The following is a 17408-nucleotide window of genomic DNA, read 5'->3' as shown; positions in this document are numbered from 1 at the left end:
CGACGTGTTCAGCCGCGGCGTCAACAGCTCGCAGTCGGCGACGCTGAAGATCGCCCAGGCCGTCGAGGAAGAGAACCTGACCCTGCGCCAGGTGGCCCTGCGCTTCGCCACGCCGCGCGGCGACCTGGTCGGCACGCCCGAGCAGATCGCCGACAAGTTCGAGCTGTGGCTGGACAGCCGCGCCTCGGACGGCTTCGTGATTGGCGAGTCCTTGCCGGGCCAGTTCCAGCTGCTGGTCGAACAGGTCATTCCCCTGCTGCAGAAGCGCGGGATCTTCCGCGACGACTACGAAGGCGCGACCTTCCGCGAAAGCCTGGGATCGACGTCCCGGCCAATCGTTTCACGGTGCAGAAGTCCAGCCGCGCCGTCGCCTGAGATCGCCGGCCACGCGGGGATGAAACCCAGCGTGGCCGGGCTCCATCAACCGATAAAGGTTTTGGCTATCGCTTTGATAGGAACAATCAATTTTACCTATGCCCCGAAGAGCGTTGTCTAGGCGAGCGCCGATGTCGGCGAGCAGACACAAAGCCAGCGCGGGAGAGAAACGATGGACGCCAAGGTCGAAGACAGCGCCAAAGGCCAATGCCCGGTCGGGCGCGGCGGCGCCAAGGGCAACCGCGACTGGTGGCCGCAGAACCTGCGCCTCGATGTCCTCAACCAGCATTCGCCGCGCTCCAATCCGATGGGCGAGGCGTTCGACTACGCCGAGGAATTCAAGAGCCTCGACCTGAACGCCGTCGTCGCCGACCTGCACGCGCTGATGACCGACTCCCAGGACTGGTGGCCGGCCGACTTCGGCCACTATGGCGGCCTCTTCATCCGGCTGGCCTGGCATAGCGCCGGCACCTACCGTATCGCCGACGGCCGCGGCGGGGCCGGCGGCGGTCAGCAGCGCTTCGCGCCACTCAACAGCTGGCCCGACAACGCCAATCTCGACAAGGCGCGCCGGCTGCTGTGGCCGATCAAGCAGAAGTACGGTCGCAAGATCTCGTGGGCCGACCTCTATGTGCTGGTCGGCAACGTCGCCCTGGAGTCCATGGGCTTCAAGACCTTCGGCTTCGGCGGCGGGCGGGCCGACACCTGGGAGCCTGAAGAGCTGTTCTGGGGTCCCGAAGGCTCCTGGCTGGGCGATGAGCGCTACAGCGGCGAACGCCAGTTGCATCCGACCCTCGGCGCCGTGCAGATGGGCCTGATCTACGTCAATCCCGAAGGGCCGAACGGCAACCCCGATCCCCTCGCCTCGGCGCGCGACATCCGCGACACCTTCGCTCGCATGGCCATGGACGACGAGGAGACCGTCGCCCTGATCGCCGGCGGCCACACCTTCGGCAAGACGCACGGGGCCGGAGATCCTTCGTTCGTCGGCCCCGAACCGGAAGGCGGCGACATTGAGGACCAGGGCCTGGGCTGGAAGAGCACCCACGGGACCGGGTTCGGCGCCGACGCCATCACCGGCGGCCCCGAAGTGATCTGGAGCCAGACGCCGACGAAGTGGAGCAACCACTTCTTCGACAACCTCTTCAAGTACGAGTGGGAGCTGACCAAGAGCCCGGCCGGCGCCCAGCAGTGGCAGGCCAAGAACGCCGAAGCCGACATTCCCGACGCCCATGACGGCGCCAAGCGGCATCCGCCCAAGATGCTGACCTCGGACCTGGCCCTGCGGTTCGACCCCGCCTACGAGAAGATCTCGCGTCGTTTCTACGAGAACCCCGACCAGTTCGCCGACGCCTTCGCCCGCGCCTGGTTCAAGCTCACCCACCGCGACATGGGCCCCATCGGGCGCTATCTGGGTCCGCTCGTGCCCCAGGAGACGCTGATCTGGCAGGACCCGATCCCGGCCGTGGACCACCCGCTGGTCGACGCCTCGGACATCGCGGCCTTGAAGGCCAAGATCCTGGCGTCGGGGCTCACCGTGGCGCAGCTGGTCTCGACCGCCTGGGCCTCGGCCTCGACCTATCGCGGCTCCGACAAGCGCGGCGGCGCCAATGGCGCGCGCATTCGCCTCGCGCCGCAGAAGGACTGGGAGGTGAACGATCCGCCGACCCTGGCCAAGGTGCTGGCGACGTTGGAAGCGATCCAGGCCGAGTTCAACGCCTCGGCGGGCGGCGGCAAGAAGATCTCGCTGGCGGACCTGATCGTCCTCGGCGGGGCCGCGGCCATCGAGAAGGCGGCCAAGGACGCCGGCACAAGCGTGGAGGTTTCCTTCGCGCCCGGGCGCACGGACGCCTCAGCCGAGCAGACCGACGCGGACTCGTTCGCGCCTCTGGAGCCCATCTCCGACGGCTTCCGCAACTATCGCCGCGAGGGCCCGCAGTTCATGGCGCCCGAGGAGGCCCTGGTCGACCGGGCGCAGCTGCTGCGCCTGTCCGGACCGGAGCTGACTGTGCTGGTCGGCGGCCTTCGAGTCCTGGGCGCCAACGCCGGCGGCTCCAAAGACGGCGTCTTCACCAACCGTCCAGGCGCGCTGACGAACGATTTCTTCGTGAACCTGCTCGACATGGGCACGACGTGGAGCCCCACGGCCGTCAACGCCTTCGCCGGTCACGACCGCAAGAGCAGCCAGGCCCAGTGGACCGCCACCCGCGTCGACCTGATCTTCGGATCGCACGCCGAGCTGCGCGCCTTCGCCGAGGTCTATGCCAGCGCCGACGCGCAAGGAAAGTTCGTGAAGGACTTCGTGGCCGCCTGGAACAAGGTCATGAACGCCGACCGGCTGGACCTGAACTGACGCGTTCGGACACGACACGCTAGAATGGGCGCCCGCCGCAAGGACGGGCGCCCAACCTTGCGCTCCCGCGCCCCTTTTTCACCCATGGTCATTTCCTGGAGCGTTTCGCCGGCGACCGTTGCGGCGCACTGGTCGACCAGAGGAACCGGACGCCGATCATGAGAAAAACACCCGGGCCGGAACGGCGGCGAGGCCGTGCCGACCCGGGCGGCCGCCCAGGGGGAGGAGGTAGGCGGCTCGAGTTAGAAGCTGTAGCGCAGGCCGACGTGGTAGAACCGGCCCAGCAGGTCGTAGAGCGCCGGGTTGGCGTCCAGACCGGTGTTGGTCTGCGGCGACGGCGTCGGGTCCTTGTTGAACAGGTTGGCGACCTTGAAATAGGCCGTGAGCCCGTCCTTGATCTCGTAGGAGCCGCTCACGTCGACATAGGTGGCGCCCTTCATCTGGTTGTAGTCGATGGTCGGATAGTTGTTGTTATCGGCCGCGCTTCTACCCACCGGACAGGTGCCGGCGGCGCACTCGATGTACTGGCCGCCGATGACGCCGTCGCTGAACCAGCGTTCCTGTAGGCTGAGGCTGAAGCGGTCGGAGCTCCAGGTCTGGACGGCGAGAACCTTCCAGTCCGGCGTGTTGCCGGAGTTCTGGCCCGCGCTATCGATAACGGAGCCGCCGGGGAAGCCTTGATTGGTGACATACTTGTGGGTGTTGGTCGCCAGGGCGCGCAGGTCGAAGTGGCCCGGCACGCTCGGGATGTCGAACCGATAGCTAGTTTCGATGTCGAAGCCGCTGGTCTTGATCGAGGCCAGGTTGAACACCTGGGCGTTGACGTAGGCCGGGCCCGGGGTGGTGTTGAGGTTGAAGTTGCCGCAGTACTGCGTCAGACCCGCATAGCAGAAGTTGACCACCTGCTGTGCGCTCAGGCTGGAGATGCCGCCGTTCAGGACGATGTTGTACCAGTCGACCGAGACGCTGAAGCCCGGCAGCCACTTCGGGTTCGAGAGGACCACGCCCAGCGACGCGTTCTTGGCGATTTCCGGTTTCAAGTCCGGGTTGCCGATCACGTTTTGAAGGATCAGCACCGTGCCGCTGGAGGGCTGGCCGGCCGGGGGAGTGCCGGAGGGAATAGTGAAGTTCGGGATCGTGGTCGTGACCGGTGCGGCGAAGAGCTCCGACAGGTTGGGCGCGCGCACATCTCGCGAGGTGACGGCCCGCAGGCGAACCCCGTCGATCGGCGTGTCCCAGGTCGCCCCGACCTTCCAAGTATAGACCGTGCCCGAGGTGCTGTAGTCGGTCCAGCGGCCGGCGGCGTTGAGGTTGGCCTTGCCCGCGGCTTCCGAGTTCACCAGCGGCACGTTCACTTCCGCATAGGCTTCCTTGACGCTGTATTTGCCGGCGCCGGAGTGATAGTTGCCCGCGTACCAGTTGTTGCCCGCCGTGCTTAGAGCCGGGTCGGCCGGATAGTCGGCGGTGTAGGGCGAAGCCGCCGAACCGTCGCCGTAGGGGTCACCTTGCACGTGGTACTGCTCGCGGCGATATTCGCCGCCGAACGCCACGGACACCGGGCCCGCCCATCCATTGATGGGTTCGCCGCTGAAGTTGATGCTGGCGACGTCCTGTTTCTGGACCGAATGCTGGTACGGACCGTTCTCGGGCGTGATGTAGGCCAGCGCCGCGTCGCTGGGCCGCTGTCCGCCGAAGACGTTGATCGGTTGGCAGCCATTGGCCCGGGCGACGGGGTCGGAGCACACGATCTGGCCGTTGACCAGGGTGGCCTGGATGGCCGCCTTGTAGCGCGGGTTCAGCATGATGTTGTTGACGTGGATGTTCGTGGTGTTCTCGCCGTGCGTGTAATAGGCGTCGTAATGCCAATCCGTACCGAGGGCGTTGAACTTGCCGTCGGCGCCGATCACGCCGCGATACTGGGTCCGCGTCGGATGGACCGAGATGTTGTGGGGTAGCAGGGCGTTGCTGGTGCCGAGGGTGAAGGTGGTGATGTTGTTAGCGGCGCAGGCGGCCGCGACCGAGGCCGGCAGGTAGGGATTGGAGCACGACATCGTCAGGCCGGTCGTCGCTCCGCCCGGATTGGGCTGGTTGCTGGATTCGACGCGGGCGACGTTCAGGGTCGCATAGATCTCGTTGTTGTCGTCGATGTCGTAGGCGATGCGGCCGTAGCTGTTCATGCGCTTGATTTCGGACTGCAGCGACGTGCCGACGCCGACATTGCCCGACAGGTCGCCGCCGACGCAGAAGCCGCCCTGCGAATAACAGCCGATGACGTTGCCGGCTCCAGGAAGGGGGGGCGAGATCTTGGACGGCACGCCGTTCGAGCCGTACTGGAACTGGAACGGGTTGCCGTTCTGGTCGAAGGCGGTGCCCTGCAATGGCCCGGAGCTAATCAGGCCGTACTTGGTGTACTGATAGGCTTGGGCGTGCTCGCGGTAGAGATATTGCGGCGAGCCGTCGTTGGTTACGCCGCGATTGACCAGGGTGGCGGTCGTGTACCAGTCACGGCTGCCCGGCGCGTCCTCGCCGAAGCCGCCGGCCGGAACGCCGTCCTCGTCATCGTATTCGGCGCTGACCTGGACGTGCAGGCGGTCGTTCAGGAAGGCCTTGCCGCCGGCGACCTGCAGCAGGAACTGCTCGTTGTCGCCATAGGTCGTCACGCCCGCCGAGACATTGGCCTTGAAGCCTTCGAACTTCTTGTCGGTGATGAAGTTGACGACGCCGCCGACCGCGTCGGAGCCGTAGGAGGCGGACGCGCCGCCGGTCACGACGTCGACCCGCTGGACCAGCAGTTGCGGGAACAGGCTGATGTCGGGAACGCCGGTGATGTTGGCCGGAACCACCCGTTGGCCATCCAGCAGGGTCAGGGTCCGGATGGTGCCCAGGCCACGCAGCGAGAACGAGCTGAGGCCCTGCTGGCCGCTCGACGTGCTGAAGGTGCCCGTGGTCGCCCCCGACGAGCCCTGCAAGGACGGCAATTGGGCGATCGTCGTGAAGACGTTCGGCTCGGCGTTGCGCTCCAGGTCGGCCTGGCCCAGAGTCTGGGTCGGCGTGGGCGCGGTGAAACCGGTGGACCGGATCCGCGAGCCGGTGACCACGATCTCGGTCACGGTCGAGGCCGCCGGCTCCGACGCCTCAGGGGCCGGCGCCGTCTGGGCGCTGGCGGCTCCCGCCGACACGATCATCGCGACCGCACTGGTCGCGAACAAAGCGCTTAGAAAGGATGATCCCCCGCGTGCGCGACCGACAACACTCATCCTGCAGCCTCCTGTTTTTCGTTGAGTCCATCGACGATGGCCTTGCAGGAAACTGTCAGACAAAAACGGCGTGAACCATTACGACCATGGTCGTACGTCCGCCGGGTAGAGCCGCGAACCGGCGACGTTTTCCCAGTCTACCGGCCGCGCACGGCGTACAACGCGTGGTGGGTCAGGACGAACAAGGTCCGCTTGTCCGGCCCGCCGAAGACCAGTTGCAGCGGGCGTTCGGGGATGTCCACGCGGCCCAGTTCCTTGCCGTCGGGCGCATAGACGAACACCTGGCCATTGGCGACATAGACGCGCCCTTCCCCGTCCGTGGCGACGCTCTCGCCGCCGCGATCGGCGAACGGCTTCAGGTCGGTGATCGCGCCCCGAGGGCCGACCAGCCCGCTGTAGGTCCTGTTCTCGGAGTTGTTGGCCACGAACACCCGCTGTCCAGGCTTGGCGGTGGTGAAGCCGTAGGTGTCGAGCGCGTCCGAGAAGCGCAGTCCCCGGAAATCCGAAGGTCCCTGCTGGAAGACCCGGTAGGCCGGCAGGACCAGGCTGCCGTCGGGCGAGACGTATTCCTTGGGTTTGGGCAGGGCCATGTCGCGGGCGAACATCTGCGCCAGGGTGGTGAACTGGTAGGTCTCCGGATCGAGCTGGTCCTTGAACTCGCCGTTGTTCCACCAGTTGACGGGCAACACCGTCGCCGCCGCCGGATGCTCGGCGGCCGGGCTCGCGGCGATCACCTTGACCTCGGTGTCGGGGCTGCCCGGCTTGAAGCTGTAGACCGTGCCGTCGCGACCGTCGGATGACAGCACCAGCAGGTCGCCCGAGCCGTCGACGGCTAGGTTGACCGGGTCCAGCGTGTTGTCGCGCACGATCGACAGCTTGCGCTGATCCGACCAGCTGTAGATGCGCTGGTGGCGGCGATCGGTGAAATAGAGCGTCCCCGCCGCGTCCACGGCGCCGCCGCCCAGGGAATAGAAGCCGTCGGCCAGTTTCTCCACGCGGGCGCCGGCGGGGAAGACCGAGGGCGCGACCGGGGGCTGATCGGCCGTCAGGTCGAGCACGGCGAACTGGCGCTCGCGCGCCTCCAGACCGCTGGTGACGTCGTGGATCGCGTTCTCGTAAGGGTACTTGGTCAGGCGCAGGAAGGTCGCGCAGCCGTTCTCGTCACAGGTCGAAAAGCCGCTTTCGCCGTTCACCGCCACGTTGCGGAAGCGGATATCGCGCGAGTTGTAGACCTTGACCGCCGCCGCGGCCGGCCGCCGCGTGCGGGTGACGCGATAGGCGTGATAGTTGGCCAGCAGGATGTCGTGGGAGTCGCGGATCTCCAGCGACACCGTGTCCTCGCCCTCGCCGGCCTCCTCCTCGGTCTGCGGCGCCAGGAACTCCCAGTTGGCGACGCGGTTGAGGCTAATCTCGGTGCGCACATGGTGCTCGACCGAGGCCTGGTAGACATGGCCGGGCGTGTCGGTGTCGGACACGTAGATCCCCGAATAGGCGTAGGTGCTGGGGCTCCAGAGGTTGGAGAACGTCCCGCCGCCGCCGTTGGTGACCCAGAGGCTGGGGTATTGGCCGGCCCAGCGCTTGGCCGGGTCCAGGTCGGCCGTGGCGTTGGCGTTGTACGGATTGAACCGCGTCCCATCGGCGAGGTTGGTGCCGTGGCCGCCCTGGAACTTGACGTCCTCGACCAGGGAATTGGCGCCCGCCGTCCACAGCAGGGCCGTGGCGCGGGGATTGATCCCGCCGGTGTTGAGGCCCAGCCCGGAGACCAAAGCATCGCCTCCCGTCGCCGAGGCGAGCAGCGCCTTGGGCGCGCCGACGCCCTGGTAGCTGGGGGTTCCGTCCGGCAGAACGATCTGGGTGAGGCTGGGATGCAGCCCGATCAGCACCGAGTCCGGCCGAAGCTTCAGCGTGTCGGTGACCCGGTAGAAACCCGTCGGGAAATAGACGACGCGGTGGGCGTCGATGGCCTTCTGGATGGCGGCGGTGTCGTCGGCGGCGTTGTCGCCCCTGGCCCCGAGGCCGCGGACGTTCACCCAGTCGGACGTGGGCGGCAGGGCCCGAATCGCCGGGGCGCGGCGCGTCGGCAGGGCCGTGACGGCCTCGGCCTTCATCTCGGTCTTGTACTCGCCCATCCGGCCCAGGCCCGGCAGCGTCAGGCCATGGGTGAACGACGAGACCCGATAGGCGCGCCCCCTGCCCGGCTCCGCCCTGCCGCTATCGCGGAAGCGGGCGAACACCGGGGTGTTGGCGGCCACGGCGTTCTCGAAGCCGACCTGAGTATAGACGTTGTTCTCGTTGGAGATGACCACGCCGGCCTTCGAGACGTTCTCGAAGCGGACGTCCTTGCCCCACAGCCAGTCGCCATAGCCTCGGTCGATGTCGATCCCCACCGGCGTGTCGCGCAGGGCCACATTGACCAGGGTCAGGCCCGCCTCGTGCTCGCGGATCGCCGCCTCGCGCTGGCCCTCGAACGTCGAGTCCAGCAGCACGAAACCCCAGGCCGGCGAGGTCTTCTCGGCCAGGATGCCGTAGCGCCCGCCCTTGAAATGCAGATCCTGGGCCGCGTTGCCCACCTGGTACAGCCCGGCCAGGCCCGAGCCGATGTCGAACTCCATGTGGCTGAGATAGGCGTGCTGGGCGGCATGGAAACGGATCGCCGTCGCCGCCGCATTGCCCTTGCCGATCTCGAAATCGATGTTGCTCATCGCCGAATAGAAGGCGCCGGAATTGGCGTCGGCGACGTCCTTGTTGAACGGCACGCTGCCCGGCGGCGGGAACGGCACGCGGCGCGCCGGATCGGGCTTGGCGCCGGCGAAGATCACCATATTGGCCACGCCCTTCTGGAACCCGGGCGTCGCATCGCCCAGCAGGATCCGCGGGCGCGTGGCGCCGACCCCGAACACGCGGACGCCGGGCCAGAGGAAGATCGTCCGGCTGATCCGGTAGCGACCGGCGGGCAGGAAGACGAGACCGCCGCCCGGCTTGGCCGAGGCCGCGTCGATCGCGTCCTGCAAGGCCGCGCTGTCGTCGGCGCGACCGTCGCCCTTGCCCCGGACCACGACCGCCGCCGGATCGTCGGGCGCGGTCGTGAAGGCCGACACCGAAGCCGCCGCGGGTCCGCCCGCCGCCACCAGCAGCGCGATCAGGGCCGCGCAGGGCGCGGCGAGCCAGCTCTTCATGGTCGGCCTTTCGTATTCAGAGTGCGGGTCAGGGCGTCACCGCGTAGAGCGAATGGTGGGTCAGGACAAACAGGGTCTTGTCGTCTTCGCCGCCAAAGATCAGCTGAAGCGGTCGTTCGGGCACATCGATGCGACCCGCCAACCGGCCGTCCGGTTCGTACTGGAAGATCTGACCGTTGGCGACGAACACCCGTCCTTGGCCATCGACCGCGACGCTCTCGCCGCCCCGGTTGGCGAACGCCTTCAGGTCGGTCAGCGTCCCGCCGGGGCCGACCTGGCCGCTGTAGGTCTTGCCTTCGGATTCGTTGGTCACGAAGACCCGTTCGCCCACCGTGGCCCCGATCAGGCCATGAGCCTGCAGGCTGTCGGCCCAGCGCCAGCCGACATGGTCCGGAGGCCCTTGCTGCCACACTCGGAAGGCGGGCAGCGACAGACTGCCGTCGGGTGAGACATATTCCTGCGCCTTGGGCGCGGCCACGTCGCGCGCGAACATCTCGGCCAGGGTGGTGAAGTGATCGGTGGCCGGATCGTACTGGTCGCGAAACTCGCCATTGTTCCACCAGTTGACAGGCAACAGGGTCTTCGCGCCGGGGCGCTGAGCCGACGGCGTCGGCGCGATCACCGTCATCTGGTCCTTGGGTCCGGCCGGATCGATCGAATAGACGCTGGCCTGCGGGCCGTACGAAGACACCACCAGCAGCTTGCCCGAACGGTCCACGGCCAGGTTGGTCGGGTCCAGCGAATGGTCGCGCACCACCTCCAGGCCCTTGGCCTTGGTCCAGCGATAGATCCTCTGGAACCGCTTCTCCACGAAGTAGAGCGCCCCGTCCGCGCCGACGGCGGCGCCGGAGATCGACCAGAAGCCGCTTTCCAGCTTCTGGACCTTCCCGCCACCAGCCGGAGCAATCGGCTCGGACTTGCCAGCAACGTCCAGCACCGCGAACTCGCGCTCGCGCACTTCCAGCTTGCGAGTCTTGTCCTGGATCGCGTTCTCGAACGGGAACTTGCTGGCCCGCAGATACGTGCCGCAGCCGATCTTGTCGCAAAGCGCCACGCCGCTCTCGGCGTTGATGTGGACGTTGCGGAAGCGGATGTCCGACGAGTTGAACAGCTTCACCGCCGTCTCGGCCGGATGGTACGACCGCGTCACGCGATAGCCGTGATAGTTGGCGAACAGGATGTTGCGCGAGTTGCGCACCTCCAGCGAGACGGCGTCGGGCCCGTCGCCGACCTCCTGCTCGGTCTGCGGCGCCAGGAACTCCCAGTTCTGGACGTTGTCGAGCACGAACTCGTTGCGGACATGGTGCTCGACCGACACCTCGTAGATGTGGCCGGGCGTGCTGGTGTCGGAGATGTAGAAGCCCGCCGAGGCGAAGGTGTTGGGGCTCCAGACGTTGGCGAACGTGCCGCCGCCGCCGTCGGTCACCCAGATGCTGGGATACTGGGCGTCCCAGCGACCATCGGCCACCGGGTCGCCGCTGCGGGCCTGGGCCGCGCCGAGCGACTTGCCGTCCATGGTGGGCGTGCCGCCGCCGCCCATGATCTTGACGTCGGTGACCTGGGAACCCGCCCCCGACCGCCACAGCAGCGCCGAGGCGCGCGGATTGACGCGTCCGGTGAAGATCCCCAGCCCGAACAGGACGTTGTCTCCGCCCTTCGGCGTTTCCAGCACCGGCGCGACCGTTCCGACGCCCGCATGGCGCGGATTGTCGTCGGGGATGACCAGTTGGGTCAGGGCCGGATGCAGGCCGATCAGCACGGTGTCGGGCCGAAGCTTCAGGGTGTCGGTGACCTTGTAGAAGCCGACCGGCAGATAGAGCACGCGATGGGTGTCGATCGCCTTCTGCAGGGCGGCGGTGTCGTCGGCCTGGCCATCGCCCTTCACGCCCAGCGTCTTGACGCTGGTCCAGTCGGCGACCGGCGGCAGGGCGCGCAGGGCCGGCGCCGAAGCCGCCGGCAGGGCCGCCAGCGGGGCCATGTCGACATTGGTCTTGTACTCGCCCATCTGGCCCAGGCCCGGCAGCGTCAGGCCGTAGGTGAACGAGGCCACCTTGTAGGCGCGGCCCTTTCCGGCCACCGTCTTGCCGCTGTCGCGGAAGCGGGCGAACACCGGCGTGTTGGCGGCCACCGCGTTCTCGAAACCAACCTGGGTGAAGACATTGTCTTCGGCGGAGATCACGACCCCGGCCTTGGAAACGTTCTCGAAGCGGACGTTCTTGCCCCACAGGCTGTCGCTGTAGCCGCGGTCGATCTCGATGCCGACCGGCGTGTTCCTGATGGCCACATTGACCAGGGTCAAGTCGACCTCGTGCTCGCGGATCGCCGCGTCGCGCTGGCCGTCGAAGGTGGAGTCGATCAGGGTGAACTGCCAGGCCGGCGAAGTCTTCTCGGTGACGATGCCGTAGCGACCGCCGTGGAAGTGGACGTCCTCCATGATGTTGCCGGCCTGGTAGACCCCGGCGAAGGCCGAGCCCAGGCTGAAGTCCATGTGGCTGAGGAAGGCGTGCTGGGCCATGCGGAACCGGACCGCCGCCGCGGCGGGATTGCCCTCGCCGATCTCGACGTCGATATTGCCGATGGCCGAATAGAAGGTGCCGGAATTGGCGTCGCGCACCTTGTCGGTCGGTGGAACCACGGTCGGCACGGGCACGGGAATGTCGCCGACCTGGTATTGGTCGCCGCCCGTGAACACGATCATCGTGCCCACGCCCTTCTGAAAGCCCGGCGTGTTGGGGGCCAGAACGAACACCGGCCGGGTCGCGCCGACCCCGAAGATGCGGACGCCCGGCGGCACCAGGATGCTGCGGCTCAGGCGATAGCGGCCCGACGGCAGGAAGACCAGACCGTGACCGGTCTTGTCGCGCGCCGCGTCGATGGCTTGTTGAACGGCCTGGGTGTCGTCGGCGCGACCATCGCCCACGCCCTTGACGGTGATCGCGAGCGGATCGTCGGGCGCGGTGAGCAGCACCGAGCCGGTGGACGCCAGGGCCGGGGTCGAGACCGCCAGAAACGCCGCCAAAAGGACCGCTCTCATGCCGTTCTCCTCGTCGCAATCCCTTACCGATAAGGAAACCGCCCCAGGCCCGCCATCCTCGACCATGGTCGTAGTTACGCCTCAAGGGCGGCCCGGTAGAACCTCAGTTCAATCGTGCGGCCGGCTGGTTGGTCATTCGCCAGGCTCGGCCGGCCTTCAAGGAAGCCGCTTGCCGTCGCCACCCCGCCCTGCTCCGCCCGCCGGACTCGCCATCATCGCCATGGGCGTGAGCGGGAGCGGAAAGTCGACGCTGGGCGCCCTGCTGGCGCAGAGGCTGGACTGCCTGTTCCTGGAAGGCGACGACTTCCACGACGCCCAGGCGGTCGCCAAGATGAGCGCCGGCCAGCCCCTCGACGACGGCGACCGCTGGCCCTGGCTGGACCGGCTGGGCCTGGCCGTCGGCGAAGCGGTCGCCTCGGGTGGACGGGTCGTGGCGGCCTGTTCGGCGCTGAAGCGCGACTATCGCGAGCGTCTGCGCCGCGCCATCGCGGCCCCGACCCGTTTCGTGCTGCTGGACGCCGGCCACGACGAGCTCCTGCGACGGCTCACCCTACGCTCCGGCCACTACATGCCCGCCACCCTGCTGGACAGCCAGTTGGCCACCCTCGAGCGCCCTGGCGCCGACGAGGCGGTCCTCACCGTGGACGCCGCCGCGCCGCCCGAGCGGCTGTGCGACCTGGCCCAGGTCTGGCTGGAGGCGGACGCCCGCCAGATCGGCGGAGCGGCGCGCGCCTCAGGGCATTAGCCGCTTTCGACCCCGCGAGAGGTGCCAGCGCATCGCCAGGGCGGCGCTGTCGCCGTCCTGTGCGCGGATCGCCTCGACGATCATCTCGTGCTCGCGCATCATTTCGGCGATCGCTTCCGGCGGTCGTGATCGCGAGATGTCGACCCCTGCCCGCATGATCCGGTCGACGTCGGGCTGCAGCGCCTCGAAGGTGACCAGGAAGGCGGGGTTGGCGGTGGCCTGCACGATGCGGCGGTGCAACTCCATGTCCTCGGCATGGGCCGGGGCGTTCGACAGCAGGGCCTCGCGCAGTTTCGAGAGCGCGTCCTCGATGCCGGCCATCTCCTCGGCCGAACGCCGGGCCGCCGCCAATCGCGCCGCCTCGGCCTCGAGCACGAAGCGCACCTCGTAGCTGCCCAGGGTCGAGGGCAGCTCGGACAGCGGCATGTAGGCGCCCAGCTTGGCCGACGGGCGATTCTTGACGAACGAGCCGGCCCCGCGGCGAGCCTCGGTGATGCTGTCAGCGGCCAGGCGCACCAGGGCTTCGCGCACGATGGTGCGCGACATGCCCAGCGTCTCGGCCAGGCGCGACTCCGACGGCAGGCGATCGCCGACCGCCAGGCCGTCGGTGTTGATCATCTCGACGATGGCGGTGTAGGCCCGGTCAGCCAGGCGGCCTTGGCTCATCCAACAGATCCCCAACACGACCGCCGCGGCGCGGTCACGCTTTCACGTTCCACAAAAAGCGGCGGCCGACCAGTCCGGCGCCGAAAGCCGCCGTTCCATCAGGATCGCCAAAGGCGGGATTTCGACTTCCGGAAGCCTTCTCAGGCGCCGCGCGGACAGCGCCGCGGTCCAGATCTGCCCAGGTTCTCCCATCGGCTCACCCCCAAATCTGTATGACAGCTTTGCCAAACAATCCGTCAAAAATCATTTGTGCACGCTAACATTGACCAACGCACTTGAATCTGTCCAACTAATATCGCTAAGTTCGCTGAACACGAACCGCCGCCGGCGAAAGATCGGCGCATCGACCAAGGCGGAGCCCAGCCGCGGCAAGACGGCTGGTCAGGAGAGGAAAATGGCAGGGGTAAACATGACCGCAATGAAGCAGCGCGACGCCGACGAAGACCAGAAGATCGGCTTTTGCGAGCTCACGCCGACCCAGATGAAGGTCCTCGAGGGGGTCAATTCCGGGCGGCTCAACAAGCAGATCGCCTTCGACCTCGGGATCGCCGAAGCCACGGTCAAGGCGCACATGACCGCCGTGATGCGCAAGCTCAACGTCCACAACCGCACGCAGGCCGCGATCGCGGCCCAGATGATGAGCTTCAGATCGCGGGCGGAAGCCTAGCAGATCGACAACGCGCATCCGTATTCGCTGACGCGTGACCCGCGGGGCCGCAGGGCTGGCTTTCCAAGCCAGGACCTCGCCTCGCCCGCCGCTTGCGTCGGCGGATGCGCCGCGCCCCTATGGACCCGCACCGCCGGCGGACGTCGGGAAGGTTACCCATTGAACAGGCCAGATCGCCCTCGCGGCGCCACCATCGTCGATGTCGCGCAACGGGCGGGCGTCTCGCGCATGACCGTGTCGCGGGTCATCAACGACGGAGCCAGCGTCCGGGAGACGACGCGCAAGGCCGTGCAGGACGCGATCCGGGAGCTGAGCTACCAGCCCAACCTGGCGGCCCGCAGCCTGGTCACCGCCGGCGAACTGCGGATCGGGGTGGTCTATTCCAATCCCAGCGCCGCCTTCATGAGCGACTTCCTGGTCGGCGTGTTCGAGGAGGCCACCAACGCCGGGGCGCGGCTGATCCTGGTGCGGGGCGAAAGCGGCCACCCGCCCGCGCCGCGGGATCTGGAGAAGCTGCTGGCCACCGGCGTCCAGGGCGTGGTCCTGGCCCCGCCGCTGGGCGAATCCGCCGTCGTCCGCGACATCCTTCGCGCCGCCAACCTGCCCGTCGCCGTGGTCGCCTCCGGCAGGCCGCCCGCCGACGCGATCAGCGTCCGCATCGACGACCGCCAGGCCAGCTGGACGATGACCCGGCATCTGCTCGACCTGGGCCACCGTCGGATCGGCTTCATTGTCGGCAACCCCGACCAGACCGCCAGCGCCGAGCGCCTGGAGGGCGCCCGCGCCGCGGTCGCCGCTGTAGAGGGCGCGGAACTGGTCCTGGCCCAAGGCGCCTTCACCTACTCTTCGGGCCTGACGGCGACCGAGGAACTGTTGGACCGCGATCCGACGCTCACCGCGATCTTCGCCAGCAACGACGACATGGCCGCCGCGGCGGTGTCGGTGGCCCATCGCCGACATCTGGACGTGCCGCGCGACCTGACCGTGGTCGGCTTTGACGACGCGACCGTGGCCACGACCCTTTGGCCGCCTCTGACCACTGTCCGCCAGCCTGTGCGGCAGATGGCGGCTGTGGCGCTGGACCGGCTGATCCGCGCCCTGCGCTCACCCCAGCCCGACGGCGGGGTTACGGCCGACCATGTGCTGGACCATGTCCTGATCCAGCGGAACTCCACCGCGCCGCCACGCCGCATCGACGCGGCGCCGGACGCCAGGACCGACGGAGCACGCCTTCATGTCTGAACTCGCCGAAGCCCAAATGGAAAAGGCGACCGTCGGCCGGATCACCGCGCGGCTGATGCCGCTGTTCTGCCTGATGTACCTGATCGCCTATATCGACCGGCAGAACGTCTCCTACGCCAAGCTGGAGATGGTGAAGGCCCTGGGCCTGAGCGAAGCCGCCTACGGCCTGGGCGCGTCGCTGTTCTTCATCGGCTACTTCCTGTTCGAGGCGCCGTCGAACCTGATCCTGGCCCGGGTGGGCGCGCGGGTCTGGTTCGCGCGGATCATGTTCACCTGGGGCCTTGTGACCCTGGCCCTGGGCTTCACCCAGAACGCGGCGATGTTCTACGGGCTGCGGTTCCTGCTGGGGGTCACCGAGGCGGGGTTCTTCCCCGGCGTGCTCTATGTGCTGACCCTCTGGTATCCGCAGGCGCATCGCGCGCGGATGGTGGGATTGTTCATGGTCGCCAGCGCCGTGGCCAACGCCGTGGGCTCGGCGGTGGGCGGAATGCTGCTGGACCTGGACCAGGTGCTGGGCCTGGCCGGCTGGCAGTGGGTGTTCCTGGCCACCGGCGTTCCCGCCGTCCTGCTGGCGCCCTACGTGCTGTGGAAGCTGCCCGACGGCCCGGCCCAGGCCAAATGGCTGCCCGAGGCGGGCAAGGCGTGGATCACCAAGGTGCTGGATCACGAGCGCGGCGGCGCCTCCGTTGATCATCGCGGCGCCTGGAAGGCGATCTTCGATCCTCGAGTCCTGCTGCTGGCGGGCCTCTATATCGGCATGCCCCTGGGCGCCTACGGTCTCAGCTACTGGCTGCCGACCATCGTCAAGTCATTCGGCGTGTCCAACACCGTCAACGGCCTGGTCAACGTGATCCCGTGGATGCTGGTCGCCGTGGCCCTGTGGCTGGTGCCGCGCCACGCCGCGCGCCATGGCGCCAGCGCCTGGCACATCGCCGGACCCACCCTGGTGGCCGCCGTCGCCCTGACCCTGAGCGTGATCCTGCCCGGCGCGGCGCTGAAGTTCGCCATGCTGTGCGTCGCGGCCCCGGCCATCTTCTCGGCCCAGCCGGTGTTCTGGAGCCTGCCGCCGAGCTTCCTCAGCGGCCCACGGGCCGCTGCCGGCATCGCGGCGATCAATGCGATCGGCAATCTCGGCGGCTTCATCGCTCAGAACCTGGTGCCGATGGTGCGCGACGCTACGGGCAGCGATCTGGCGCCCATGCTGGCCCTGGCGGCCGTGCTGGTGGTGACCAGCATCCTGGTCTTCTACGCCATGGGCCGCCTGGACCGGACGCGGCGTGGGGGTGTCTCCTAGTACGAGCGTCTCCGATCGCCGGCCCTGGAAATGTTGGGTGATCGCGGATGAACCGTGCTCCCAGACGCCGCCGTTCGGGCGAGTGGGACAACACGCCGCAACTTCGACGCTAATTTAGGTTAACGATCAGCGCCTAGCGTTCGAGTCATGATCTCGATCGTCAACTCCGACCTGGACGGCGCGGACCGCCGCTGTCACCCCCGTCACAGCGACCATAGCCCGATCTACGTCGGCGACGGCGCCGTCGCGCGCAGGTGCCGCCTCGTCGATGTCTCCGACGGCGGCGCGCGGATCTTGATCGGCCGAGACGCGGAGCTTCCTTCCTTCGTCATATTGGTCGATCCGGAGACGGGCCTCAGCCGCCGCGCCGCCCTGGTCTGGAGAAGCGCGATCGAGATCGGTGTCCGCCTCCTGGAGGAAGGCGTCCGCTATCGCGTCATGACCTCCGTCGGCGCGCGGGGCTGGAACACCGGCCAGCATTCTTGCCGCCGAGCCTCGTAGGACCAGGCTCGCCGAACGCGGCTCAAACGGCGACACATGGATGGATCCTGGGAAGGGTTACGGACGGCGGTCCACATCGTTCAGGACGGATATTCATT

At 67.7% G+C, this 17408-nt stretch carries 11 protein-coding genes; 7 read left to right on the top strand and 4 right to left on the bottom strand.

Features of this window, described 5'->3' with window-relative positions:
- Positions 1–4: 4 nt before the first annotated feature.
- Positions 5–496: a hypothetical protein gene (locus ACSQ2G_RS11435; protein WP_436031985.1), complete on the top strand. Its 492-nt coding sequence runs from the start codon at positions 5–7 to the stop codon at positions 494–496.
- 51 nt (positions 497–547) lie between these two features.
- On the top strand, positions 548–2728 hold the full coding sequence (katG, locus tag ACSQ2G_RS11430) for a catalase/peroxidase HPI (RefSeq protein WP_436030937.1): 2181 nt from the start codon (positions 548–550) through the stop codon (positions 2726–2728).
- Between the two features lie 242 nt (positions 2729–2970).
- On the opposite strand, the gene ACSQ2G_RS11425 is transcribed toward katG, so the two are convergent.
- The 3 genes from ACSQ2G_RS11425 to ACSQ2G_RS11415 form a co-directional block, all read right to left on the bottom strand.
- Positions 2971–5985, bottom strand: coding sequence for a TonB-dependent receptor plug domain-containing protein (locus tag ACSQ2G_RS11425; RefSeq protein WP_436030934.1), 3015 nt, complete (start codon positions 5983–5985; stop codon positions 2971–2973).
- Positions 5986–6122: 137 nt separating this feature from the next.
- On the bottom strand, positions 6123–9161 hold the full coding sequence (locus ACSQ2G_RS11420; protein ID WP_436030932.1) for a glycosyl hydrolase family 28-related protein: 3039 nt from the start codon (positions 9159–9161) through the stop codon (positions 6123–6125).
- A 28-nt stretch (positions 9162–9189) separates the two neighbouring features.
- Positions 9190–12195: a glycosyl hydrolase family 28-related protein gene (locus tag ACSQ2G_RS11415; RefSeq protein WP_436030931.1), complete on the bottom strand. Its 3006-nt coding sequence runs from the start codon at positions 12193–12195 to the stop codon at positions 9190–9192.
- 169 nt (positions 12196–12364) lie between these two features.
- Here ACSQ2G_RS11415 and ACSQ2G_RS11410 point away from each other — a divergent pair, with 169 nt between their 5' ends.
- Complete coding sequence (locus ACSQ2G_RS11410) at positions 12365–12940, top strand: gluconokinase (RefSeq protein ID WP_436030930.1); 576 nt, start codon at positions 12365–12367, stop codon at positions 12938–12940.
- On the opposite strand, the gene ACSQ2G_RS11405 is transcribed toward ACSQ2G_RS11410, so the two are convergent.
- Positions 12929–13606, bottom strand: coding sequence for a FadR/GntR family transcriptional regulator (locus tag ACSQ2G_RS11405; RefSeq protein WP_310079336.1), 678 nt, complete (start codon positions 13604–13606; stop codon positions 12929–12931). The two genes, ACSQ2G_RS11410 and ACSQ2G_RS11405, sit on opposite strands and share 12 nt — an antisense overlap.
- Before the next feature lie 262 nt (positions 13607–13868).
- On the opposite strand from ACSQ2G_RS11405, the gene ACSQ2G_RS11400 reads away from it, so the two are divergent.
- The 4 genes from ACSQ2G_RS11400 (at position 13869) to ACSQ2G_RS11385 (ending at position 17310) form a co-directional block, all read left to right on the top strand.
- On the top strand, positions 13869–14273 hold the full coding sequence (locus ACSQ2G_RS11400) for a response regulator transcription factor (protein ID WP_436030928.1): 405 nt from the start codon (positions 13869–13871) through the stop codon (positions 14271–14273).
- A 159-nt stretch (positions 14274–14432) separates the two neighbouring features.
- The gene (locus ACSQ2G_RS11395; protein ID WP_436030926.1) at positions 14433–15515 is read left to right on the top strand and encodes a LacI family DNA-binding transcriptional regulator; all 1083 of its coding nucleotides are present in this window, start codon (positions 14433–14435) and stop codon (positions 15513–15515) included.
- A 16-nt stretch (positions 15516–15531) separates the two neighbouring features.
- The gene (locus tag ACSQ2G_RS11390) at positions 15532–16809 is read left to right on the top strand and encodes an MFS transporter (RefSeq protein ID WP_404979868.1); all 1278 of its coding nucleotides are present in this window, start codon (positions 15532–15534) and stop codon (positions 16807–16809) included.
- 147 nt (positions 16810–16956) lie between these two features.
- Positions 16957–17310 carry a PilZ domain-containing protein gene (locus ACSQ2G_RS11385; protein WP_436030924.1) on the top strand — a complete coding sequence of 118 codons (354 nt, stop codon included), beginning with the start codon at positions 16957–16959 and terminating at the stop codon, positions 17308–17310.
- Positions 17311–17408: the final 98 nt, after the last annotated feature.

This window comes from Caulobacter sp. LjRoot300 (genome assembly GCF_964253875.1).
Classification (GTDB): Bacteria; Pseudomonadota; Alphaproteobacteria; order Caulobacterales; family Caulobacteraceae; genus Caulobacter.
This window is presented reverse-complemented; position numbering and strand designations above follow the sequence as displayed.